Annotated in this window: 19 protein-coding genes; 14 read left to right on the plus strand and 5 right to left on the minus strand. The window is 69.3% G+C overall.

Features of this window, described 5'->3' with window-relative positions; genetic code table 11:
* Positions 1-7: 7 nt before the first annotated feature.
* Positions 8-1,051 carry a ribonucleotide-diphosphate reductase subunit beta gene (locus tag VFZ09_RS15235; RefSeq protein WP_329728301.1) on the plus strand — a complete coding sequence of 348 codons (1,044 nt, stop codon included), beginning with the start codon at positions 8-10 and terminating at the stop codon, positions 1,049-1,051.
* A 91-nt stretch (positions 1,052-1,142) separates the two neighbouring features.
* On the opposite strand, the gene glmS is transcribed toward VFZ09_RS15235, so the two are convergent.
* The 3 genes from glmS to VFZ09_RS15250 form a co-directional block, all read right to left on the minus strand.
* Positions 1,143-2,978, minus strand: a complete 1,836-nt coding sequence (glmS, locus tag VFZ09_RS15240; RefSeq protein WP_329728302.1) for a glutamine--fructose-6-phosphate transaminase (isomerizing) — start codon at positions 2,976-2,978, stop codon at positions 1,143-1,145.
* Between the two features lie 108 nt (positions 2,979-3,086).
* Positions 3,087-4,523, minus strand: coding sequence for a bifunctional UDP-N-acetylglucosamine diphosphorylase/glucosamine-1-phosphate N-acetyltransferase GlmU (gene glmU / locus VFZ09_RS15245; RefSeq protein ID WP_329728303.1), 1,437 nt, complete (start codon positions 4,521-4,523; stop codon positions 3,087-3,089).
* Between the two features lie 34 nt (positions 4,524-4,557).
* Positions 4,558-4,890 (minus strand): hypothetical protein, encoded by a 333-nt coding sequence (locus VFZ09_RS15250; protein ID WP_329728304.1) that lies wholly within the window; start codon positions 4,888-4,890, stop codon positions 4,558-4,560.
* Positions 4,891-4,946: 56 nt separating this feature from the next.
* On the opposite strand from VFZ09_RS15250, the gene ggt reads away from it, so the two are divergent.
* Positions 4,947-6,713, plus strand: coding sequence for a gamma-glutamyltransferase (gene ggt, locus VFZ09_RS15255; RefSeq protein ID WP_329728305.1), 1,767 nt, complete (start codon positions 4,947-4,949; stop codon positions 6,711-6,713).
* A gap of 20 nt (positions 6,714-6,733) precedes the next feature.
* Complete coding sequence (locus tag VFZ09_RS15260; protein ID WP_329728306.1) at positions 6,734-7,516, plus strand: TatD family hydrolase; 783 nt, start codon at positions 6,734-6,736, stop codon at positions 7,514-7,516.
* Here VFZ09_RS15260 and VFZ09_RS15265 read toward each other — a convergent pair.
* A complete protein-coding gene (locus VFZ09_RS15265) occupies positions 7,513-7,779 on the minus strand; it encodes a hypothetical protein (RefSeq protein WP_047855751.1) in 267 nt (88 codons plus the stop codon). The genes VFZ09_RS15260 and VFZ09_RS15265 overlap by 4 nt on opposite strands.
* 374 nt (positions 7,780-8,153) lie before the next feature.
* On the opposite strand from VFZ09_RS15265, the gene VFZ09_RS15270 reads away from it, so the two are divergent.
* The 7 genes from VFZ09_RS15270 (at position 8,154) to VFZ09_RS15300 (ending at position 14,589) form a co-directional block, all read left to right on the plus strand.
* The gene (locus VFZ09_RS15270) at positions 8,154-8,390 is read left to right on the plus strand and encodes a hypothetical protein (protein WP_329728307.1); all 237 of its coding nucleotides are present in this window, start codon (positions 8,154-8,156) and stop codon (positions 8,388-8,390) included.
* A gap of 14 nt (positions 8,391-8,404) precedes the next feature.
* Complete coding sequence (locus VFZ09_RS15275) at positions 8,405-9,349, plus strand: amidohydrolase family protein (protein ID WP_329728308.1); 945 nt, start codon at positions 8,405-8,407, stop codon at positions 9,347-9,349.
* 96 nt (positions 9,350-9,445) lie between these two features.
* A complete protein-coding gene (locus VFZ09_RS15280; protein ID WP_043414414.1) occupies positions 9,446-9,823 on the plus strand; it encodes a response regulator in 378 nt (125 codons plus the stop codon).
* A gap of 107 nt (positions 9,824-9,930) precedes the next feature.
* Positions 9,931-10,752 carry an ABC transporter ATP-binding protein gene (locus tag VFZ09_RS15285; RefSeq protein WP_329728309.1) on the plus strand — a complete coding sequence of 274 codons (822 nt, stop codon included), beginning with the start codon at positions 9,931-9,933 and terminating at the stop codon, positions 10,750-10,752.
* Positions 10,749-12,404, plus strand: coding sequence for a hypothetical protein (locus VFZ09_RS15290; RefSeq protein ID WP_329728310.1), 1,656 nt, complete (start codon positions 10,749-10,751; stop codon positions 12,402-12,404). The genes VFZ09_RS15285 and VFZ09_RS15290 overlap by 4 nt, the downstream gene beginning before the upstream one ends.
* An 812-nt stretch (positions 12,405-13,216) precedes the next feature.
* On the plus strand, positions 13,217-14,002 hold the full coding sequence (locus VFZ09_RS15295; RefSeq protein WP_329728311.1) for an alpha/beta fold hydrolase: 786 nt from the start codon (positions 13,217-13,219) through the stop codon (positions 14,000-14,002).
* Between the two features lie 17 nt (positions 14,003-14,019).
* The gene (locus tag VFZ09_RS15300) at positions 14,020-14,589 is read left to right on the plus strand and encodes a hypothetical protein (RefSeq protein ID WP_329728312.1); all 570 of its coding nucleotides are present in this window, start codon (positions 14,020-14,022) and stop codon (positions 14,587-14,589) included.
* 136 nt (positions 14,590-14,725) lie between these two features.
* Here VFZ09_RS15300 and VFZ09_RS15305 read toward each other — a convergent pair whose 3' ends face one another.
* A complete protein-coding gene (locus tag VFZ09_RS15305) occupies positions 14,726-15,922 on the minus strand; it encodes a vWA domain-containing protein (RefSeq protein WP_329728313.1) in 1,197 nt (398 codons plus the stop codon).
* Positions 15,923-16,123: 201 nt separating this feature from the next.
* Here VFZ09_RS15305 and VFZ09_RS15310 point away from each other — a divergent pair, with 201 nt between their 5' ends.
* The 4 genes from VFZ09_RS15310 (at position 16,124) to VFZ09_RS15325 (ending at position 22,193) form a co-directional block, all read left to right on the plus strand.
* Positions 16,124-16,963, plus strand: coding sequence for a histone deacetylase (locus VFZ09_RS15310; RefSeq protein WP_329728314.1), 840 nt, complete (start codon positions 16,124-16,126; stop codon positions 16,961-16,963).
* A 106-nt stretch (positions 16,964-17,069) separates the two neighbouring features.
* Entirely contained in the window at positions 17,070-19,148 is a 2,079-nt protein-coding gene (locus VFZ09_RS15315) for a sulfatase (protein WP_329728315.1), read from the plus strand.
* Positions 19,145-21,379 carry a sulfatase gene (locus tag VFZ09_RS15320; protein WP_329728316.1) on the plus strand — a complete coding sequence of 745 codons (2,235 nt, stop codon included), beginning with the start codon at positions 19,145-19,147 and terminating at the stop codon, positions 21,377-21,379. The genes VFZ09_RS15315 and VFZ09_RS15320 overlap by 4 nt, the downstream gene beginning before the upstream one ends.
* A gap of 46 nt (positions 21,380-21,425) precedes the next feature.
* Positions 21,426-22,193: a hypothetical protein gene (locus VFZ09_RS15325; RefSeq protein ID WP_329728317.1), complete on the plus strand. Its 768-nt coding sequence runs from the start codon at positions 21,426-21,428 to the stop codon at positions 22,191-22,193.
* Positions 22,194-22,565: the final 372 nt, after the last annotated feature.

Genomic DNA, 22,565 nt, shown 5'->3' on the forward strand with positions numbered 1-22,565 from the left:
TGCCTACATGACGTCCAACAAGGTCTCGCACGCGACGCCCAAGACGGGTGCGCGCCTGCTGGACCCAGGCATGAACCTCACACTGCGCCCGATGCAGTACCCGGTCTTCTTCGAGATGTACCGCAACGCCATCAAGAACACCTGGACGGTGGAGGAGGTGGACTTCTCGACGGACGTGGGGGACCTGCGCTCGAAGATGACGGCGGCGGACCGGCACCTCATCCAGCGGCTGGTGGCCTTCTTCGCGACGGGCGACTCCATCGTGGCGAACAACCTCGTGCTGAACCTCTACAAGCACGTGAACGCCCCCGAGGCGCGCATGTACCTGTCGCGGCAGCTCTACGAGGAGGCGCTGCACGTGCAGTTCTACCTCACGCTGCTCGACACGTACGTGCCGGACCCGGCCGAGCGCGCAAGGGCCTTCGCGGCGATCGACACCATCCCGAGCATCCGCAAGAAGGCGGAGTTCTGCTTCAAGTGGATGGACTCCATCGGCGAGCTGGAGCGGCTGGAGACGCGGGAGCAGCGGAGGAAGTTCCTGCTGAACCTCATCTGCTTCGCGGCCTGCATCGAGGGGCTCTTCTTCTTCGCGGCGTTCGCGTACGTGTACTTCCTGCGCTCGCGGGGGCTGCTGCACGGGCTGGCCGCGGGGACGAACTGGGTCTTCCGCGACGAGAGCGCGCACATGGCCTTCGCCTTCGAGGTGGTGAAGACGGTGCGGCGCGAGGAGCCGGGCCTCTTCGACGCGGAGATGGAGCGGGAGGTGGCCACCATGCTGGAGGAGGCGGTGGCGTGCGAGCTCCAGTTCGCCGAGGACCTGCTGGGAATGGGCGTCGCGGGCCTGTCCGTGCACGAGATGCGGCAGTACCTGGAGTTCGTGGCCGATCAGCGGCTGGTGATGCTGGACCTGCCGAAGCGCTACGGCGCGAAGAACCCGTTCGGCTTCATGGACCTGCAGGACGTGCAGGAGCTGGCGAACTTCTTCGAGCGCCGCGTCTCGGCGTACCAGGTGGGCGTCGCCGGAGAGGTCACCTTCGACGCGGCCTTCTGACCGGAAGGCGGAGCTGGACATGAAAACGCCCGGGGGCCTCGAAGCGAGGCATCCCCGGGCGGGTTGAATCGCAGGACCGATCCGGCGCGGACTACTCGACCGTCACGCTCTTGGCGAGGTTGCGCGGCTGATCCACGTCGTTCCCGCGCAGGTCCGCCACGTGGTAGGCGAGCAGCTGCAGGGGAATCGTGGCCACCACCGGCGCGAGCAGCGCGCTGGCGGCCGGGATGCGGATGACATGGTCGGCCAGCGAGGCCACGTGCGCGTCATCCTCGTCGATGATCGCGATGACCTTGCCGCCGCGGGCCCGCACCTCCTCGATGTTGCCGATGATCTTCTCGTAGGCCACGTGCGGCTGCTTGGGCGCGATGACCACCACCGGCATCTTCTCGTCGATGAGCGCGATGGGACCGTGCTTCATCTCGCCGCCGGCATAACCCTCGGCGTGGATGTAGGAGATCTCCTTGAGCTTGAGCGCGCCCTCGAGCGCCACCGGGTGCATCGGGCCGCGGCCGAGGAAGAGGAAGTCCTGCGAGCTCATGAACTCGCGCGCCACGCGCTTGACCGAGGTCTCGCACTTGAGCACGTCCTCGATCATCTTGGGGATCTCGGTCAGCGAGGTCAGGTGCTCCTGCGCCGCCTTGACGGTGAGCGTGCCGCGCATGCGGCCGAGCTTCACCGCCAGCAGGTAGAGCCCCACCAGCTGCGTGGTGAAGGCCTTGGTGGAGGCCACGCCGATTTCCGGACCCGCGTTGGTGAGGATGGTGATGTCCGCCTCACGCGTCATGGCGCTGCCGATGACGTTGCACAGCGCGAGCGACGTGGCGCCACGCGCCTTGGCCTCCTTGAAGGCCGCCAGCGTGTCCGCCGTCTCGCCCGACTGGCTGATGGCGATGGCCAGGTGCGAGGGCTCCACGATGGGATCGCGGTAGCGGAACTCACTGGCCAGCTCCACCTCCACCGGGATGCGCGCCAGCGACTCGATCATCGCCTTGCCGGCAATCCCCGAGTGCCACGAGGTGCCGCACGCCAGGATGGTCACCTTGGTGATCGCCCGCACCTTCTCGGGGCTGAGGTTCCAGCCCTCGAAGTGCACGTCGCCCTCGGAGAGGAGCATGCGGCCGCGCAGCGTGTCCGCCACCGCGCGAGGCTGCTCCATGATCTCCTTGTGCATGAAGTGCTTGTGGCCGCCCTTCTCCGCCATCATCGGCGTCCAGTCGATGCGGCGGGTGGGCCGGTTCACCTTCTGGCCGGAGCGGCCGTAGATGTCCACGCTCGAGGCGGTGATGACGGCCAGGTCACCCTCCTCCATGTAGACGAAGTCGCGCGTGTGCTCGAGCAGCGCCGGCACGTCGCTGGCCACGAAGTTCTGTCCCTGGCCCAGGCCGAGCACCATGGGAGAGGAGTCCTTGGTGCAGACGATGCGGTGGGGGTCGCTGGCCGTCACCACCGCCAGGGCGTAGGTGCCCTTCACCTGGGCGATGGCCGCGCGCACCGCCGCCGGCAGGTCCAGGCCGCTCTTGAGCTCATCGGAGATGAGGTGGGCGAAGACCTCGGAGTCCGTCTCGGAGGAGAAGTGGTGCCCCTTGGCGCGCAGCTCCTCCTTGAGGGCCAGGTGGTTCTCGATGATGCCGTTGTGCACCACCGCCACATCACCATAGGTGTGCGGGTGGGCGTTCTCGTCCGAGGGACGCCCATGCGTGGCCCAGCGCGTGTGGCCGATGCCGATGGTGCCCTGGGGCACGTCGGTCTGGACGCGGTTCTCCAGGTTCTTCAGCTTGCCCGTGGCCCGCACCACGTTCAGGACGTTGCGGTTCACCACCGCCACGCCCGCGGAGTCATACCCGCGGTACTCGAGCTTCTTCAGCCCGGACACCAGGATGGGAGCCGACTCCTTGTCCCCAACGTACCCAACAATGCCGCACATGTTGTCCGTCCTCTCTCACGCCCGAACCCCGGATTGCAAATTCCGGGGGCATTTCCACCCACATCGGGCGACACCTGTCGCCCTCGAGACAAGCAAGACGCGGGCCGTCTAACCCGCGGAGGCCTTGTCCGGCTTGGAAGGGCCAGCTTCCGCGGACTTGGCCATGCGCGCCTTCTTCCTCTCCACCCAGCCTTCCATGTTGAGCTGTGGCGTACGGGACACGGCGAGGCTCCCGGGAGGCACATCTTTCGTCACCGTGGTGCCCGCACCGACATACGCACCGTCCCCGACTTTCACAGGGGCCACCAGCTGCGAGTCCGAGCCGATGAAGACACCATCGCCCAGCTCGGTGACGTGCTTGTTCACCCCGTCGTAATTACAGGTGATGGTGCCGGCGCCCACGTTGACCTTGGCGCCGATCTTCGCGTCGCCCAGGTAGGCCAGGTGGTTGGCCTTGGAGCCGCGGCCGAGGCGGGCCTTCTTCGTCTCCACGAAGTTGCCCAGGTGCACCTCCTCGGCGAGGTCCGTGCCGGGCCGCAGCCGCGCGAAGGGGCCGAGGATGCAGCGCTCGCCCACCCGGGCCTCCTCCAGGACGGTGTACGGCTTGATGGTCGTCCCGTCGGCCACCGAGGAGGCGTGCAGGACGCTGCCCTGTCCGATGCTGACGTCGCGGCCGACCACCGTGGCGCCCGAGAGCGTCACCATGGGGGCGAGCTCCGTGTCGGACCCGATGGCCACGCCCTCCTCGATGTACGTGGTGGCGGGGTCCGTCAGGGTGACGCCGTTGCGCATGTGCCAGGTGTTGATGCGCGCCTGGAGCTCCTTGCCCCGCGCCGCCAGCTCCACCCGGTCATTCACACCGGCCGTCTCGCCGAACTCGGCGTCGATGGAGCCCACCGGGCCCTGGGCCGCGGCCATCTCCACCAGGTCCGTCAGGTAGAACTCGCCCTGCGCGTTCGCGCTGCGGATGTTGGCCAGCGCCTTCCAGAGGAACGAGGACTCCACCAGGTAGATGCCGGCGTTGCACTCGCGCACCTGGCGCTGCTCGGGGGTGGCGTCCTTGTGCTCGACGATGCGCACCACCTTGCCCATCTCCCGGATGACGCGGCCGTAACCGGTGGGATCCGCCGGAGACGTGGACACCAGCGAGAGCACGCCGCCGCTCTTGTCGTGCGCGGCGGACAGGGCCTCGAGCGTCTCGCGGCGCACCAGCGGCACGTCTCCGTAGAGGATGAGCACGCGCCCGTTGAAGTCCTTCAGCGCGGCTTCCGCCGAGCGCACCGCGTCCGCCGTGCCGCGCTGCTCCTTCTGGAGCGCGAAGCGCAGGGGCGCGGTGGGGAAATGAGCGCGGATGGAGCGCTCCACCTCGTCTGCCTGGTGGCCTACCACCGGCACCACGGGGGAGGCGCCCAGCTCCAGCGCTCGCATGAGGGGATAGGCACAGATGGGCTTGCCGAGGATGGGGTGAAGGACCTTGGCCTTCTCCGACTTCATCCGCGTGCCCTTGCCAGCGCACAACACCACCGCCGCCAGAGGAACTGTCATAGGCGGCGATTACTAGGGATGCGAAAGCGGCGCGTCAACCGCGAGCGGGTGGGCGCGTGGAGCGGATGCCCTCCGGGCGAGCCTTCACGGAAACGGACAGCGTGTTGCTCTGCACGGTGATACCGAACGTCGGTTTGAGGAACACCGTCGTCACCGTGACCTCTGGCGAGGCCGACGTCTGCTTCATTGTCGTCAGGTTGGCGTTCATGTTTCCCCCGGCGCGACGAACCGTCATGCACAGGATGCCTTCACCTGTGCCCCGGTCAAACTCCAGGCCGGGCATGCTGGTGTCAGCCGGACACTTCTCGATGTTGAAACGTTTCTTGGCGGGTCCGAGCCGCGGCCGGGGATACTCCAGAACGCCCACTCGCGGAAGCGCCAGGTGGGCCCCCGACGGAGGCTCTTCACGTGGAGACGGTAAAGATGCGGACTCACCAAAACGGGTGGGCAGTGGCACTGATGGCACTGGTCATGGCGTGGCCCGCGTGGGCGGCGCGGCCGTACCGGGGCGGAGCGGTGGCCACGGCGCACCCGATGGCGAGCGAGGCCGCGCTGAGGATGCTGGAGAAGGGCGGCAACTCGGTGGACGCGGCGGTGGCGGCGGCCTTCACGCTGGGTGTGGTGGGCCCGTACCACTCGGGCATTGGCGGCGGGGGCTTCGCGCTGGTGCACGACGCGAAGACGGGCGGGACGCAGGTGCTGGACTTCCGCGAGGTGGCGCCCAAGGGGGCCACGCGCGACATGTACCTGAAGGACGGACAGGTGGTGCCCGGGCTGTCCACGGATGGCGCGACGAGCGTGGCGGTGCCCGGCGCGGTGGCCGGCTACCTGGAGCTGCTGGAGAAGCACGGCAAGCTGCCCCGCGCCGTGGTGCTGCAGCCGGCCATCGACGCCGCTCGCAACGGCTTCTGGGTGTCTCCCAAGTACCAGGGCATGGCCACCCTGCGGCGCGACTGCCTGCGGCAGGACCCGGACGCCTCGCGCATCTTCCTCGTGAAGAACGACCAGGGCGAGCTGGACGTGCCGCCCATCGGCCACCTCGTGAAGCAGCCGGAGCTGGCCCGCACGCTCCAGACGCTCGCGAAGAGCGGCCCCAAGGCCTTCTACTCGGGCCCCCTGGCCCTGGCCATGGTGGACACGGTGAAGGCGGGCGGCGGCACGCTCTCGCTCGAGGACCTGAAGGACTTCAAGACGCGCACGCATGCGCCGCTGGAGGGCAGCTACCGCGGCCACCGCATCCTCACCATGCCGCCGCCGAGCGCGGGGGGACTGGCGGTGGTGCAGGTGCTCGGCGCGCTGGAGAAGCTGCGCCCCCAGGGCCTGGACTTCCGCGAGCCGGAGTCGCTCCACCTCTACACCGAGGCGGTGCGCCGCGTGTACGTGGACCGGGTGAAGTACCTGGGGGACCCGGCCTTCGTGAAGATCCCCATGGAGCGCCTCACCTCGGTGGGCTACATCGCGGACCTCGCGGGCAGCATCGACCCGAAGAAGGCCACGCCGAGTGCCTCGCTGCTGCCTCCCGTGGAGGGCGCCAGCGGCTCCACGCTCAAGAAGCCGGACGGCACCTGGTACGACCCCTCCACCGCGCCCGAGAAGAAGAACACCACGCACATCTCCGTCATCGACAAGGACGGCAACGCGGTGGCCCTCACCACCACGGTGAACTACGCCTTCGGCTCGTGTGTCGTCGCCAAGGGCACCGGCATCCTCCTCAACGACGAGATGGATGACTTCGCCGCGCGGCCCGGCGTGCCCAACGCCTACGGGCTGGTGACGGGCGAGGCCAACGCCATCGCCCCGGGCAAGGTGCCCCTGTCCTCCATGTCCCCCACGCTCGTCTTCTCCAAGGAGGACCCCAAGAAGGTGATGCTGGCGGTGGGCAGCCCGGGCGGCTCCACCATCCCCACCACCGTCATCCAGGTCATCTCCAACATCGTGGACCAGAAGATGGACGTGGTGCGCGCGGTGGGACTGGGCCGGCTGCACCACCAGTACCTGCCGGATGAGCTGTGGGTGGACCGCTACGGCCTGGAGCCCGCCACGCAGGCGGCGCTGGAGGCCAAGGGCCACAAGATTCGCAAGCAGGAGGCCTGGGGCGACGCCGAGGCCGTCTACAGCGATCCCAAGACGAACCTGCGCTACGCGGGGAGCGATCCGCGCAACGAGGGCGCCGCCCTCGGCCAGGACTGACGGACAGGACGGAACGAACCGTGGCGACCACCCTCCTCCAGCTCTTCGACGCGCACCTCCACCCGGAGGCCCTCAGCGACCAGGACCTCGAGTCCATGCGCTTCTTCGGGGTGGAGCGGGCGTTGGTGGTGGCCCACCACCTGCCCGAGCCCACGCCCAAGGCCCTGCGCAAGCACTTCGACGACCTGATGCTCCGGCAATTGCCCCGCCTGGAGCGGCTGGGCATCCGCGCCTGGGCCGCCCTGGGCGTGCACCCGCGCTGCATCCCCCGCCGCGGCCTGTCCGAGGTGCTCGCGAGCCTCCCGGACTACTTCCGCGGCGGACGCGTGGTGGCCCTCGGCGAGACGGGCCTGCACGCGGGCGGCATCGAGGAGGAGGAGGCCTTCCTCGAGCAGCTCGCGCTCGCGCGTCAGCTCAAGCTGAAGGTGCTGGTGCACACCCCGGTGCGCGACAAGGAGCGCCACACCCGGCGCATCCTCACCCTGCTGCGCGACTCCGGCATCCGGCCTTCACGCGTGCTGGTGGACCACGCCAACGGCCGCACCGTGCGCAACATCCTCGGCTGTGGGCATTGGGCGGGGCTGACGTTGCACCCCGAGGCACTCAAGGCCGAACGTGCCGTGGCGCTGGTGCGCCGGCTTGGCAGTGAACGGCTGGTGCTCAACTCGGATGCCGGCGATGGCGCCGGCGACATCCTCGGGCTCGCGCGCGTGGCCCACATGCTGGCCAAGGCGAAGCTGTCGGAACGAGTGGTGAAGCGCGTGGCTCATGACAACGCCGCGCGCTTCTACCGGCCTCGTTAATGAAGCGCGCTGGACTCTTCCGGGTGCAGCGTCAACCGCTGCGCCTCGTCCAGCCTGGCCTGCACCGGGATGCCCCGATGCCGGTACTGCGCCAGCGAGTCCGCCACTTCGTCCAGCAACAGCTGGTAGCGCTCGTCCAGCTCCACGGCAATCAACATCATCGTCTCGCCCGCGTCCTCGACGCCCGGGCGGTACACCTGGCAACGCTGGAACCGCGCCCAGCGGCCATTCTCCATCTTCACAAGCTCGCCATCGTAAGCCATGCGCAGTCCCCCTTTCGACCGTCCGACAGGAAGTCGGGAAGTGAATGGACCCACTGTAAGCACAAATTTTCCGCGCGTCACCCCCCCTGCTGAAAATTCGTGAAAGGCCCCTGATATTGGTCGTTTACCCGACGCTTTCCCTCGCGGCGGCTCCACCCCCCAGCCGAGCGGAGTCCAGGTTGTAAATTTGCTGGGCTGTTAAGTTGTTGATTTCCACCGCTCCGCGTTGGCCGGATGCGTCAACGGCTCGACACCCGCGCGCGGGAGGAGCAGCCCGGCCCGTCCCCGAGGGAGCCCCGGGCGGCGCGGGAGCACGCGCGCGGTGCCCGTGAGTCCGGTGGCAAGAGGGCACGCCTTCCCTTAGATTGGTTGGGATGAAGTTGACCCAGTTGTTCCGTCGCGATCGGACCGTCATCAAGCGCGCGGACGCGCAGGACCAGGCCGAGAAGATATTGGCCGAGTCGCTCCGTCTGCTCAGCCAGGTGTGCACCAAGGTCGCCGATCTCATCGAGACGCAGCGGCTGGAGCGCGCCGGCTACTCGAACAACGCCTATCTCCAGCGGCTGGACAACCCGCCGAAGCCGGGAGAGGCGAAGCGCAAGAAGGAGTAGGGCTCCTCCCGCGCATGAGCCACTCCGACGAGTCCCCGGCCTGCCTGGGCGCCGCCTCCGGCTGGCTGGCGTCTGGAAGCTCGACACTGCCCCTGCCAGCCCTGAACGACGAGGAGGGGCCCCGGCTGCCCGAGGGGCTGCCGCCCGTGGTGGATGCCCACGTCCACCTCTTCCCGGACGGCGTCTTCGAGGCCATCTGGCGCTGGTTCGAGCAGTACGGCTGGCCCATCCGCTACAAGCTGCACACGCCCCAGGTGGTGTCCTTCCTGCTGTCGCGCGGGGTGCACCGGGTGGTGGCGCTGCACTACGCGCACAAGCCGGGCATGGCGCGCTTCCTCAACGCCTACGTCGCCGAGGTGGCCCGGGCCGAGCCGCGCGTGTTGGGGCTGGCCACCGTGCTGCCGGGCGAAGAGGGCGCGGCGGACATCCTCGCCGAGGCCTTCGCGGCGGGCCTCAAGGGCGTGAAGCTGCACTGCCACGTGCAGTGCTTCGCCCCGGACGCGCCCGCGCTCCACGAGGTGTACGAGGCCTGTGCCCGGGCCGGGCGGCCCCTGGTGATGCACGCTGGCCGCGAGCCCGCCAGCCCTCAGTACAAGTGCGACGTGCACGCCCTCTGCTCGGCCGAGCGCGTGGAGCGGGTCCTCGAGGACCACCCGGGCCTCAAGCTGTGCATCCCCCACCTGGGCGCGGACGAGTTCGACGCGTACGAGCGGCTCCTGGAGCGCTACGACACCCTCTGGCTGGACACCACCATGGCCGTGGCCGGTTATTTCCCCATTCCGGTGCCCCGCCGCTTGCTGGAAGTCCGTCCCGAGCGCATTCTCTACGGCACGGACTTCCCCAACCTGCCGTACGCCTGGGACCGCGAGCTCAAGCAGTTGCTGTCCCTCGAGCTCGGGGACGAGGTGGAGGCAGGCATCCTGGGGCAGAACGCCCTCCAGCTTTTCGAGGGATGTTGAAAACCGGGCACACCCCTTCCGGAACGGGAAAGCCATTCCCATGTTGCCCCGCATAGAATCCGCCTTCCCTGCCGGAATCAGCATCGAGGCCCCGCCATGTCCTACATCCTGGTCGTCGACGACGACGCGAGCCACCGCACGCTCATCTGCGATGCCCTGGAGGAGATGGGCTATCGCACGGAACAGGCCGGTAACGGCCGTGAGGCCCTCGACACCCTCGAGGGCGAGATTCCCCAGGCCGTCCTGCTCGACCTGCGCATGCCGGTGATGAGCGGCTGGGGCCTGCTGGATGCCCTCAAGAAGATGCCGCGGGCGCGCGGACTGCCGATCATCATCATCTCGGGCTACGGCTTCGAGTGGGAGGCGGAGCTGGTGGGCGCCGCCGGCTACATCTCCAAGCCCGTGGACCTGGACAAGGTGCGGATGACGGTGCAGCGCATCATCGGCCCGCCCGAAGTGGCCATGGTGCACTGAGCAGGAGCCTCCCACGCCACCTCCCAGGTGCCAGGTCCTTCATGCGGGCCTCGGACATCGGGGGGATTGTGGGAGGGTGGCGGAGTCGGCTCTGATCCGGCCCGCGCATGTCCCCCACCCCAACGAATCTGGCCGTCGACGCCCATGGGCTCGTGAAGCGCTTCGGCGAATTCACCGCGCTCAACGGGATGGAGCTGTCCATCCCCCGCGGCTCCTTCTACGCCTTCCTCGGCCCCAACGGGGCGGGCAAGTCCACCACCATCGCGCTGCTCACCGGGGTGTACGCACCGGACGCCGGCCGCATCTCCCTCTTGGGGGTGGACGCGGTGGCCCGGCCGCTGGAGGTCAAACGCCACATCGGCGTAGTGCCCGAGGAGCTGAGCCTCTTCGAGCGGCTCACCGGCCGGCAGTACCTCACCTTCTGCGGGCGGATGTACGGGCTGAGCGGGGACGAGGCGGCGGCGCGGGCGGCCGAGCTGCTCGAGCTCACGGAGCTGACGTACAAGGCGGGCGCGCTGGTGGCCGAGTACTCCAAGGGCATGCGGCGGCGGCTGGCCATCGCCGCGGCGCTGATCCACGCGCCGGAGCTGGTGCTGCTGGACGAGCCCTTCGAGGGCATCGACGTGCTGGCCGCGGGCGTCATCCGCGAGCTGCTGCGCGAGCTGAGCCGGCGGGGCGTGACGCTGCTGCTCACCACGCACGTGCTGGAGATCGCGGAGCGGCTGGCCACGCACGCGGGCGTCATCCGCGGCGGGAGGATGCTGGACCAGGGCACGGTGCAGCAGTTGATGGAGCGCTATGACGCGCCCTCGCTGGAGGCCGTGTTCGAGAAGCTCATCTCCGTGCCGGCCGCGCGCAACGCGAAGCTGTCCTTCTACGGGGAAGCACCGCCCGCCGAGGTGGTTCCGCTGCGCCGGGGGTCCGCGTGAACCGGGTGGCCGCGCCGGGCTTCTTCCGGCACCTGTGGCTGTTGTGGGGCCTGCGCCTGGACATCGGACTCAACCAGGGAGCGGGCCGGAGCCCGTTCATGGCGGTGGCCGCCTTCCTGCTCTCGAGCGCGCCGGCCTGGGGCCTGGGCGTGACGTTCTACGGGTTGATGCGGCTCAAGCCCATCGCCGAGAACGGCGTGTGGCCCTTCTTCATCCTCAACCTGCTGTGCTTCGTCACGTCGGCGGTGTGGGTGACGTGGCCGCTGATGAGCGCGGGCGTGGATGACCACTCGGAGCTGAGCCGCTACGCCCCCTTCCCCATCTCGCCCTTCCGGCTGCTCATCGCGTCCACGGTGGCGAGCCTCTTCGAGCCGCGCGCGCTCGTCTTCTACGCGCCCTTGACGGGAGCGGCGCTGGGCTTCGCCTCGGTGCACCCGCTGCGATTGAAGTGGTTCGCGGTGCTGCTCTACGTGCTGTTCGCCCTGCTCAACGCAGCCTGGAGCCGGGTGGCCCTGCACTCGGTGCTCAACGTGCTGCGCGAGAAGCACAGCGCCCAGCTCATTGGTGGCGGCTTCGTGGTGTTCCTCGTGGCCGCGTCCCTCATCCCGCCCATCGATACCTCGTGGCTGACGGCCGTGGGCGAGGGGGGCGTGGACAAGCTGGACATGGCCCTCATCATCGACGCGACGATTGCGTTGGGACGGGTGCCCTCGGGCTTCTTCGGGGACGCGCTGCTGGAGCTGAGCTATGGGTACCGGCGCAATGCGCTGGTGGACGGCGTGGGCATGGTCTTCTTCGCCCTGCTGGGGCTGGGGCTCGCGTACGCGCTGCTGCTGCGCTTCCACCGCAACGTGGGCCGCGCCGGCCCGGCCGTGAAGGAGTCCGGGGACAATGATCCGTTCGCCCGCACGCGCACCACGTACACCACGCTGCTGGCGCGCGAGGCGCTGGATTTGTGGCGCAACCCGCGTGCGCGGCTGCTCGCGGCCGTGCCCTTCGTGCTGGCCATCCTGCTGAAGCTGACGTCGGGACGGGCCCTCTTCGAGTACCTGCTGGGCGCGAGCGTGGATGCCTGGTTGATGGGCGGCCTGTGCATCTACGGCGCGGTGGTGATGGCGTCCACGTTCTCGCAGAACACGTTCGCCTATGACGGGCACGGGCTGGCCATGCTCATCGCCGCCCCCGTGGAGCTGGGGGACGTGCTGCGGGCGAAGAACGTGGTGCAGGGCTCGGCGGCCGGGGCCATGGCCCTGCTGGTGGGAGTGTTCTACCGGGTGTACTTCGGCAAGGGCTCGGCGCTGGACTTCCTGTGCGCCATGGCGGCCGTGGTGGCCGTCGTCCCCGTGCTGCTCGCCGCCGGCAACTTCCTGTCCCTGTACTTCCCCGTGAAGTTCCACGCGAGCCTCAAACGCCGGGACAAGCTGCCCCTCACCGCCTCCATGCTCGGCATCGTCGCGGCGAGCGTGGGCTGTGCCCCCTTCGCCTGGGCCCTGCGATTCGCCGGGAAGAGCGGGCCGAGTGGGCAGACGCTGGCGATGATCGCCCTGTGCGCCGCCTTCAACGTCATCGTGTACCGCTCGCTGCTCCCCCTGGCCCTGCGCCTGCTCGGACAGCGGCGGGAGATCGTGCTGCGCGCGGTGACGAGGGAGTGATCTATCCGGACCTTCGCCTCCGAGGTCCGGATGAACTCCGCGCCGATACACTTCCTATTTCCCGCTGGATTGTCTCCAGATTCTCGCGAACGACCTCGTACTGAGGCTCTTTCGGAGAAGCAGCGCGGAAGTGCCGCTCGGTCAGAGCCAGCAAACGACGGGCGGCCGAGAGATGAGAGGGATGGGCCTGAGCCCAGCGAGCGAAGAGGACGGCGACATGCATCCGCCGCTCCAAGTTCGAGTAACCCAGTCGATGGATACGCCGGAATGCCCTTCCAAACGCTGGCCAAGGTGCATTTCGGCCATACGCTCCCAACAGCAACTCCTCGGCAACCCTTCTGCGAGTCTCGCGCCTTTCCCAATCCGTCTTGTCCTTGGCGAGCATCCTTCGCTGCAAGGCCAGGAACTCCCGCTCGTATCGGACATAGGTCGCATGCCGTAGAGCCACATAGAGCCTGGCCAGTTCCTCGGCGCCTTCCATCCACCGCGCATGGAAGTCCTTCTCCTTCCGTGTCATAGACAAGGCTTTCCGTCGAACTCAGCTGGCCAGAAGTCTTCCGACGCTACATCGGGCACCCGAGCCCGACAATCCGGCTCGTGCATCCTCGGCCGCGATGCACCCGCGAGGACCATGGACCCGACCTCCATCCGTACGGTGACGCTCCTGCGTGAGCAGGTACCGGACTTCAACTGCGATCCGTTCAACTTGCCCACTACCGCCTGACTCGCGACTTCCTCCTCCATCGCGAGCGCTACCTCCGCGAATTGATGGAGGGCCACGACGAGGATTGAGCGCGTGCTAGAAAGCACCCATGCCCATCGCCGAGCTCAACCACCAAGGCATCTATTTCGAGGACTCCGGCGGCTCCGGTCCCGCCATCATCCTCGCCCACGGCTTCCTCATGGACAGCCGCATGTTCGACGCGCAGGTCCAGGCGCTCGCCCCCGCCTTCCGCGTCATCCGCTGGGACGCCCGCGGCTTCGGCCGCACCCGCTGGGATGGCAAGCCCTTCGACCTCTATGACTCCGCCGCCGACTGCATCGCCCTGCTCGACCACCTCGGCATCCGCCAGGCCGTCGTCGGCGGCATGTCCCAGGGCGGCTACTGCGCCCTCCGCGTCGCCCTCCGCTACCCCGACCGCGTCCGCGCCCTCGTCCTCATGAGCACCCGCGGCACCATCGACGAGCCCGAGGTCCGCGCCGGCTACCTCCAGACGCGCGACCTCTGGGGCACCCCGGGCGCCACCGAGAACATCATCCAGTTCCTCGCCGGCGGCATCATCGGCGACTCCCGCTTCCACTCCCCCTGGCTCGACCGCTGGCGCCAGACTCCCAAGGACCACTTCGTCGCCGCGATGAACAACCTCATCGACCGCGACGACATCCGGCCCCGCCTCGGTGACATCCACTGCCCCGCCATCGTGTTCCACGGCACCGATGACACCGGCATCCCCCCCTCCGAGGGCGAGCTCCTCCACAAGAGCCTCCCCGGCAGCACGCGCCTCGTGCTCGTCCCCGGCGCCGCCCACGCCGCCAACATGACCCACCCCGACGCCGTCAATCCTCCCCTCGTGGAGTTCCTGCGCGCCCACGCGTGAGTCTTGGAGGTACGTCCATGGACCTGCACCCCATCGCTGGAGTCGTCTGGTACGCCATCGGGCGCTTCTACGAGGCCCCCGATGGGTCGCTGCAGGACCTGGGCTACTTCGCCCACCTCGCGGGCATCGAGCCCCTCTTCAACGGCACGCCCGGCGAGGGCTCGGCATTCTTCACCTTCCGCTCCGAGCCCTTCACCGCCCGGAAGTTCCAGAATGGCGACCTGTCGGTGTCGCTCGACGCCACCGGCAGCTTCACGCTGTACCTCCACCGCGAGCCCTGTGGTGACTTCTCCCGCCCGGAGACGTTCTCCCGCGGCGAGCCCATCGCCACCTTCCAGCGGCTGTCCTCCGTGGTGGGGACTTCCGTGGGCCCGCTCGGCACCAACCTGTTCTCCGCCGTCCTGCGCTCCAGCACCCCGTTCCACTTCCAGGGCAGGAGCTACAACCTCGAGCGGCTCATGCCCCACGGCATCACCCAGCTCGGCGTGGCCAGCACCACCGCCATGACTCCCCCGCAGGGTTTCAAGACCATGACTCCGTTCGTCGGTTCCGCCATGGCCGCCGGTGGGAGCGTGCGCTGGCCGTAGGGACCAGGGGTCCCCAAGTCGCTCGCAACCCGAGTGCTCCAGATACCCTCACCCCGTCCCTCTCCCGAAGGGAGAGGGGTTGTTGGGGCCAGTGGGTGATGGGGGCTTTGTGATGGGGGCTTCGTGATGGGGCCGCTCAGTAGGTGAGGCCGTACTTCGCCGCCTTCTCCTTCACGCCCTTCATCACGTTCGCGTCGAACGAGTCCTCCTTCTCCGCCACGTTCTTCGCCCTCCACGCGTCCCGCTCCGACGCCAGCTTCGCCGCCTTCTCTTCCAGCGCCTTCCGCTCCCCCGCCAGCTGCTTCACCTTCGCGTCCCTCGCCGCCGCGTCCAGCCCCTTCAACTCCTGCGGCAGCTCGTCGTCCTTCACGCTCGCCAACGCCTCCGGCTGCGCCGCCAGGTCCACCGCTCCTCCCACCGCCTCCGGCGCGCTGCTCACCGCCGCCGCCGCCGGCGCCCTCCCCGCTCCTCGCGTCGTCTTCAGGAACTGGATGCGCTCCGCCGCCGCCTCCGGCGCCAGCGTCGCCATCTGCTCCGCCCTCGCCCGGTTCGCCACCTGCGCTTCCTTCTTCCCCGCGTACAGCGTCTTGCTCGCCAGCTCCGCGTTCACCTTCGCCAGCTCCGCGTCATATGGCGTCGCCACCGCCACCATCCCGCCCGACTGCTCCAGCGACTCGTACCGCCCATCCGTCGTCTTCGCCGCCAACTTCCAGTGCGTCTCCGTCTCCGGATCCCCTCCGCACCGCACCGTGTTCACCACGATGTGCTTCTCCGCCGCCCGCTTCGCCCAGTGGTTGAAGTTCCAGTCGTCGTTGCGCTGCGCCGGCGGCGCGTCCCCCACCAGGAAGATGAGCTTCATCGTCTCCCGGCTCGGGTCCCACGACAGCTTCGACACCGCCTCGCCCAACCCCCGCCCCACGTGCTCCGGCGTGTCTCCCCCTCCTCCCGCCTCCAGCTTCCTCAGGTGCGTGAAGAGGCCGTCCAGGTCCTCCGTCAGCTCGTACCGCTTCGTCACGTAGTCGTCCCCCACGTCCCGGTACGCCACCAGCCCCACCCTCACCCGCGGCGTGGGCTTGCCCTGCGCGATGCGCGACGCGATCGAGAAGATCTTCTGCTTCGCCCCCTCGATCAGCCCCGCCATCGAGCCCGTCGTGTCCAGCACGAACACCACGTCGATCCTCGGACGCATCTGCTGCTGCTGAGACGGCGGGACTGGGGCGCCCTGGGACTGGGCGGGCTTCTGGGGCGCCTCGGCGAGGGCCAGGGGGGACGCGAACGTCAAGAGGGCCAGCGCGGCCCCGAGCATGGGGCGCGAAACGGACTTCAGGGTCATGGCAGGGCTCCGGGGAGAGGTAATCCGGGTCGAAATTCCAGCGCGCGCTCGCTGGTGTAACGGACGAGCCTCCCATCGGGTCTAACGGGTCCAACGCCTCCCGTTGCACCCGCTCCGCCCAGGCGCTACGCCTGTCCACCCGTGCGCGTCTTCCACTGCGACCAGTACGTCGTCCCCCTCCCCCCAGGGCACCGCTTCCCCATGGAGAAGTACCGCCTGCTGCGCGAGCTCCTCCTGGAGCGCGGCGTGCTCTCCCCCAGCCAGCTCCAGCCCTCCGTCCCCATCTCGCGCACGGACCTGGAGCGCGTCCACACCCCGCGCTACCTCGACGCCCTCTGGTCCGGCACCCTCTCCGACGCCGAGCTCCGCCGCCTGGGCTTCCCCTGGTCCCAGGATCTGCTCGTGCGCTCTTGCGCTTCCGTGGGTGGCACCGTGGGCGCCGCCCGCGCCGCCCTCGAGGACGGCATCTCCGGCAACCTCGCCGGAGGCACCCACCACGCATTCCCCGACCATGGCGAGGGCTACTGCGTCTTCAACGACATCGCCGTGGCCATCCGCGTCCTCCAGGCCGAGCGCCGCATCCAGCGCGCCGTCGTCGTGGACCTCGACGTCCACCAGGGCAACGGCACCGCCGCCGTCTTCGAGGGCGATGACTCCGTCTTCACCTTCTCCATCCACGGCGAGCACAACTTCCCCTTCCGCAAGCAGCGCTCCAGCCGCGACGTGGGTCTGCCCGATGGTGTGGATGACCGCGCCTACCTCGACGTGCTCGCCACCCACCTGCACGAGGTGCTCGAGGCGGCCGGGGCCGACATCCTCTTCTACCAGGCCGGCGTGGACCCGCTCGCCGAGGACTCGCTCGGCCGGCTGTCCCTCACCCATGCCGGCATGCGCGAGCGCGACCTCTTCGTGCTCCAGGCCGCATGGCATCGAGGCCTGCCCATCGTGCTCACCCTCGGGGGCGGCTACGCCAGGCCCATCACGGCCACCCTGGAAGCCCACGTGGGCACCTACGAGACCGCCCTCTCCGTCTTCCGGTGAGGGGTGACCTTCCTGGGGCCCCCCCGCCGGGACCGGGAGCGGGCAAGGAGGCTTCCCAGCCGCAATTCCTTGCATGCCCATCGGCGGATCGGGTTTCTTGCCCGGCATGAGTTCTCACCCGCCCGCTTCCCGGGTCTCGAGGGCACGGCCCTGGCTCGAGGCGGCTGGCCTGGGCGCCGGCCTCCTCCTGGCCCTGCACCTGCTCTCGCTCGGGGCCTTCCTGCTCCCCGCGTGGCGGCAACTCACCGGTCAGGTGCGGCAGGAGATGTCCGCCCTCACCGTCCACATCCTCGGCTTCCAGGCCGCGCTCATCCTCGGGGTGGTGCTCGTGGGCGCCCTGTGCGGCGTCACGGCCCGCGTCCTCCTCCTCGGCCTCGGCCTGCGTCCCTCCCGCCCCCGGGTGGCCGGCCTCGGCGTGCTGCTCGCCGCCGTGCAGGTGGCCCGAACCATCGCCCACCGCCCCGCCCTCTTCGAGGACATGCTCTGGCGCGCCGGTGGCCCGCGCGCGCGCTTCCAGGTGGCACTCGTGGAAGGTCTCGGCGAGCGGAGCCTGGACCTGCTCCTGCTCTGTCTCGGCGCCGCCTGGGCCGTGGCCGCGCTCGTGCGGCACCGCCAGCTCCTGCTCGGGCGCAGGGCCCTCTTCACCGGCGGGGCGGTGCTCCTCGTGGCCCTCGCCTCCGCCCTGCCGATGAAGCACACCTCGCGCGCCCAGGGCCGGTCCATCATCATCCTCGCCGCCGACTCGCTCCGGCCCGACCGCTTCACCTCCGAGGGCAACCCGCGCGACACCACGCCCCACCTGGATGCCCTGCGCGGCAAGAGCCTGTGGGTGGCCAACCACTTCGTGCCCATCGCCAGCACCACCGCGTCGTGGACCTCGCTGCTCACGGGCGTCTACCCGCACCGCCACGGCATCCGGGACCTCTTCCCTCGCGCCGAAGTGACGAACGTGCTGCTGCCCACGCTCCCCCGCGTGCTCGCCGCCCAGGGCTACAACACCGCCGTGGTGAGCGACTACGCCGGTGAGATGTTCAACCGCGTCCGCTACGGCTTCGACGTCGTCGACGCTCCTCCCGAAACCAGCGTCGAGGTCTTCGCGGACCGCGAGTCCTTCCAGCGCCTGCCCCTCGCGCTCGCCTTCTTCAGCGGCCCGCTCGGCCAGCGCCTGTTCCCCGTGGCCCGCTACCTCCCGGTGAACGCCGACCCCTCCGTGCTCACCGAGCGCGTCCTCGCCCAGCTCGAGCGGCTCGAGTCCAGCGACAAGCCCTTCCTCCTGGTGGCCTTCTACTCCGTCACCCACGCGCCCTTCGCCCCGCCCATGCCGGACGCGAATGCCTATACGCGCCCGGACTACGCCGGCTCCAGCCGCTACTCGTACGAAATCCAGCAGCTCAATGACCTTGCCCGCGTCTCCGAGCGTCCGCCCGATTCCGACATCGAGCAGATCCGCGCCCTCTACGACGGCAGCCTCCGGGCCTTCGATCGCGAGGTGGGCCGTCTCGTCGAGCGGCTCGAGGCCGATGGCGTCAAGGACCGGCTCCTCGTCGTGACGGGAGACCACGGCGAGAACCTCTTCGAGCCCGGCACCACCACCGAGCACGGCAAGTGGTTCGAGGGCGGTGATGCCGCCAATCGCACCGCCCTGCTGCTCCAGGGCCCCGGCATCGCTCCCGGCACCCGCGAGGGGCTCGCCAGCGGCGTGGACCTGATGCCCACGATTCTCGACGCGCTCCAGCTGAAGGTGCCCGAGGGGCTCGATGGCCGCTCCCTGCTCCAGCCGATTCCCGAGGACCGCACCCTCTTCGCCGAGACCACCCTCTGGCTCGGAGGCCCCCGGTCGCAACCGCCCGGTGCCCTCACCTACCCGGCCCTGCTGGAGCTGCTGGAGGTCGAGCCCGGCACGCATGCGCTCGTGCTCAAGCGCTCGTGGCTGGACCGGACGGTGACCGCCAAGCTCCGCGCCGCACGCCGAGGACCCTGGGAGCTCGTCTACATGCCGACGAACGAGTCGCCCCGCTGGCGGCTGTTCGACCTGAAGGCGGATCCCCACGCGCAGCGCGACCTGGCCAGCGAGCACCCGGACGTCACCGCCTCGCTGCGCGCCGAGTTGCTGCGCTGGATGGAGCAGGATCCCCTGCGCTGGCTGGATGCGCGCGAGCACCTCGTCTACCGGGAAGAACAATGAGGCATGCGCGGATGCTCGTGCTGCTGGTGCTGCTGGCCGGCGCGCTAGGGCTGGCCTTCTCCCTGAGGCCCCACGCCGCGCCCCCCACGTCCCCGCGGCTCATCGATGCCCTGGCCAATGCCCTCGAGGTCCCGGCCCCGCCCTCGGAGCCGGCGCTGCTCGAGCTGGACAGCTTCCCGGACACCACGGGCCACGCCGCGCTCGCCGTGCCCATCCCCGTGGAGCCCGTGCGTGGCTTCGTGCTCCGCGTCCTGATGGCCCCTACCGAAGGCCCCCGCCCCGCCATCACCCTGCGCAGCCTCAACGCCGCCGAGGCCGCCGCCTTCGGTGGCCAGCCCCGTCCCATCGACGGGCCCCTCCCCGGCAAGGAGCTGGGGCCCTGTCTGCGATCCTCGCGCGCCCCCAACGGGCAGTGGATGTGCCAGCGCTTCGACCACCTGCCCCCGAACGCGGGCGCGGGCCTGCTCGTCATCTCCGGCTCGGCCAACGCCGTGCGCCGCATCGAGGTGCTGAACGCGGACATGCCGGACTGGCGCACCCCGGGCAACCCCATCCTCACCCGCCTCATCCGCCGCGCCGCCAACGCCACCCCGACGGGCTCCAGCTGGCGCACGGGGCTCGTGGCCCGCCCCGGTGGCCGCTACACCTTCGAGGTCACCCTCCCCGAGCGCGCCGAGCTCTGGGTGGGCCTCGGCCACGAGCAGGGCTCGCGCGGTGCCCCGGTGCGTTTCATCGCCCGCCAGGATGACCGCGTGCTGTTCGACGAGGTGGTGCCCGCCGACCTGAAGTGGCACGACCAGCGGCTGCGCCTGGAGGGCGAGGCCGGTCAACGCTCGCGCATCACCCTCGAGGCCCAGGCCGCCGGTGGCACCGGCGAGGCGCGCGGCCTCTGGGCCAATCCCCGCGTCATGGGCGCCTCGTCCGCTCCCAACATCCTGCTCATCACCGTGGACGCCCTGCGCGCCGATCACCTGGGCACCTATGGCTATGGGCGCAACACCTCGCCGATGATCGATCACATCGCGCGCTCGGGTGTCCAGTTCGACCGGGCAACGGCCCAGTCCTGTCTAACGTGGCCCTCCCTCACCGCGCTGATGGCCGGCCGCCATCCCCTCAACACCGGCGTCCAGGAGCGCGGGCAGCGGCCTCCGCCCGACCTCGCCACCCTTCCCCAGCTCCTCGCCGCGCACGGCTACGACACCTTCGCCGGCACGGACCAGGCCCTCTTCCCCCCCATCGACCTGTCCGACTTCGACGACGCCGAGCGCATCAACGTCTTCATCAAGCCCTCGCCCCAGAAGCAGCTCGAGCGGCTCGCCGCGCAGTTCGCCGACCACCCCACCTTCGCCTGGTTCCACCTGGAGAACGTCCACTACCCGCTCACCCCCCGTCAGCCGCTCCGGTTCGACCCCGGCTACGAGGGACGCTTCCAGAACGCCTTCACCCAGGAGGACCACAACCAGTTCATGTCTCCCGGCGACGTCACGCCCCGCGAGCAGGAGCACATCAACGCGCTCTATGACTCGGCCATCGTGGACGCGGACCAGGAGATCCAGACGCTGCTCGCCACGCTGGACCAGCACGGCGTGCTGGAGCGCACCATCGTCGTCATCACCGCCGACCACGGCGAGCGGCTCGGCGAGCACGGCGCCGTGCTCGAGCACGTCGCGCCCCACGACTCCGTCCTGCGCATCCCGCTCATCATCGCCTGGGAGGGGAACCTCGCCGCCGGGCAGCGTGTCCCGTCCCGCGTCCAGCTCATCGACCTGTTCCCCACCCTGCTCTCGCTCGCCGGAGTGCCGCACCCGCCCGGGCTCGACGGGAGGGACCTGGCCCCCGCGCTCCACGGCGAGCCGCTCCCCGAGGCCCCCGCCTACTCCGACTGCAAGGGCTACTTCTTCGCGCAGTACCGGGGCGATGAGCTCGTCATCATCAACCCCGAGGGCAAGGAGTCCGTGCTCGCCTACGGCCTGCGCACCACCGTGAAGCCTCGCGAGCTGTATGACCTGGCGAAGGATCCCTCCGGACAGCGCGACATCGCCGGAGAAGACTCCGCCCGGGCCGAAGCCGCCGCCACCGCCCTGCGCGCGCAGCTCGAGCTGTGGAAGCAGCGGAGCAACTCGGCGCAGCAGGGTCACATCGGCCAGGCCGCCATCGAGGCCCTCCAGCAGGCCGGCTACCTCCAGGGCGCCCCGGATCCCGACGCGGAGGCGGCCCGGCCCCGCGAATGACCCGGGGGTGGTCCACGGGGGCCGGGCTCTCGGTTAGGCTCGGGGCATGAGCCAGAACCCCCAGGTGTGGATGCTCGGACGCGGAGTCCTGCTCGCCGTGTGGATGACGGGCACCCTCGCACGTGCGTACCAGACGCCTCCCGGTGACGTCTACCCGAACGTCACCCGCTCGGATCAGGGCTTCGTCGTGACGTACCGATCGTCAATCGAGGACCGGCACTTCTCCCGGCCCTACGGCCTCGATGGAAAGCCCTCGGCCGAGGCGAAGGTCATCCCCGCCTCCAAGGTCCCTCCCACCGTCCGGACCGTCAACCGGTGGCCCAAGGTCCCGGGCATGTCCCCCGAGACCGAGCAGGCCGTCCTCCGGCGCGTCCTCCTCGGATACGGCTCGACCGTCGCCGTCGTGAGCGACGGCTCGAACGTGGAGTGGATCCACATCTACCAGGGCGAGGCCCAGCGGTGCCACCTGCGGATCGCCTCCCTCGAGCAGCGCTGCTCCGCGTTCGGAAGAGTGCTCGACGGCCCCATGGGACTCTCGTTGATCACCGAGCCCCTGCAGAACGGCTCCGAGCGCGGCATCTTCTGGATCAACGAGTACCACCAGCTCGTGTTCAGCACCTGGGTGCCCTATTCCTACGGGCCCGTGCACACCCGGCTCGTGTGGAATGAGTTCGGCGGGGAGACGTCGCTGTCCTGCGCCGTGAACGGCGACGTGGCCCTGCTCGCCGCCCATGTTCCCAACGAGAAGGGGCTGTTCCAGATCGAGACGTGGGCCATGCGCTGGCCCGCTCGGCCCGCGGCTCCGGGCAAGTAGCCACGGGTCTCGGGTTCAACCCGGGGCCCGTGGCACCCTCACCCCGTCCCTCTCCCGAAGGGAGAGGGGTTCTTGGGGGCTCTTGGGGGTTCTTGGGGGTTCTTGTCAGCCAAGGATCCCTTCTGCAATCAGTGCATCTGCGCCTCGTACAATTGCAAGAGGCGAGCTGGCGTTTCTGTGCGTGCTGAGCACGGCCGAACGTCCCGAGCCCACGCCCGGGACGTTCCCTGTCCGCTAGCCCGGATTATTCACCGGGACAGAGGAGAAGGAGGGCGGTTGCGGGCGTAACGCCCTGATTTAGCTTGGGTTTGCTCAAGACTCAGGCCGCCTCAGAAACGCACGCCCGCATGACACAGCGTACTCCAGCCGTTC

This window comes from Archangium sp. (assembly GCF_036277355.1).
Classification (GTDB): Bacteria; Myxococcota; Myxococcia; order Myxococcales; family Myxococcaceae; genus Archangium.

Bases quoted from the DNA above. Each gene is read 5' to 3' on its own strand.
- VFZ09_RS15295 (WP_329728311.1), top strand. From the start codon at position 13,217: ATGCCCATCGCCGAGCTCAACCACCAAGGCATCTATTTCGAGGACTCC.
- ggt (WP_329728305.1), top strand. From the start codon at position 4,947: ATGCGGACTCACCAAAACGGGTGGGCAGTGGCACTGATGGCACTGGTC.
- VFZ09_RS15280 (WP_043414414.1), top strand. From the start codon at position 9,446: ATGTCCTACATCCTGGTCGTCGACGACGACGCGAGCCACCGCACGCTC.
- VFZ09_RS15315 (WP_329728315.1), top strand. From the start codon at position 17,070: ATGAGTTCTCACCCGCCCGCTTCCCGGGTCTCGAGGGCACGGCCCTGG.
- VFZ09_RS15275 (WP_329728308.1), top strand. From the start codon at position 8,405: ATGAGCCACTCCGACGAGTCCCCGGCCTGCCTGGGCGCCGCCTCCGGC.
- VFZ09_RS15305 (WP_329728313.1), bottom strand. From the start codon at position 15,922: ATGACCCTGAAGTCCGTTTCGCGCCCCATGCTCGGGGCCGCGCTGGCC.
- glmS (WP_329728302.1), bottom strand. From the start codon at position 2,978: ATGTGCGGCATTGTTGGGTACGTTGGGGACAAGGAGTCGGCTCCCATC.
- VFZ09_RS15325 (WP_329728317.1), top strand. From the start codon at position 21,426: ATGAGCCAGAACCCCCAGGTGTGGATGCTCGGACGCGGAGTCCTGCTC.
- glmU (WP_329728303.1), bottom strand. From the start codon at position 4,523: ATGACAGTTCCTCTGGCGGCGGTGGTGTTGTGCGCTGGCAAGGGCACG.
- VFZ09_RS15265 (WP_047855751.1), bottom strand. From the start codon at position 7,779: ATGGCTTACGATGGCGAGCTTGTGAAGATGGAGAATGGCCGCTGGGCG.
- VFZ09_RS15285 (WP_329728309.1), top strand. From the start codon at position 9,931: ATGTCCCCCACCCCAACGAATCTGGCCGTCGACGCCCATGGGCTCGTG.
- VFZ09_RS15310 (WP_329728314.1), top strand. From the start codon at position 16,124: ATGGAGAAGTACCGCCTGCTGCGCGAGCTCCTCCTGGAGCGCGGCGTG.
- VFZ09_RS15320 (WP_329728316.1), top strand. From the start codon at position 19,145: ATGAGGCATGCGCGGATGCTCGTGCTGCTGGTGCTGCTGGCCGGCGCG.
- VFZ09_RS15270 (WP_329728307.1), top strand. From the start codon at position 8,154: ATGAAGTTGACCCAGTTGTTCCGTCGCGATCGGACCGTCATCAAGCGC.
- VFZ09_RS15235 (WP_329728301.1), top strand. From the start codon at position 8: ATGACGTCCAACAAGGTCTCGCACGCGACGCCCAAGACGGGTGCGCGC.
- VFZ09_RS15300 (WP_329728312.1), top strand. From the start codon at position 14,020: ATGGACCTGCACCCCATCGCTGGAGTCGTCTGGTACGCCATCGGGCGC.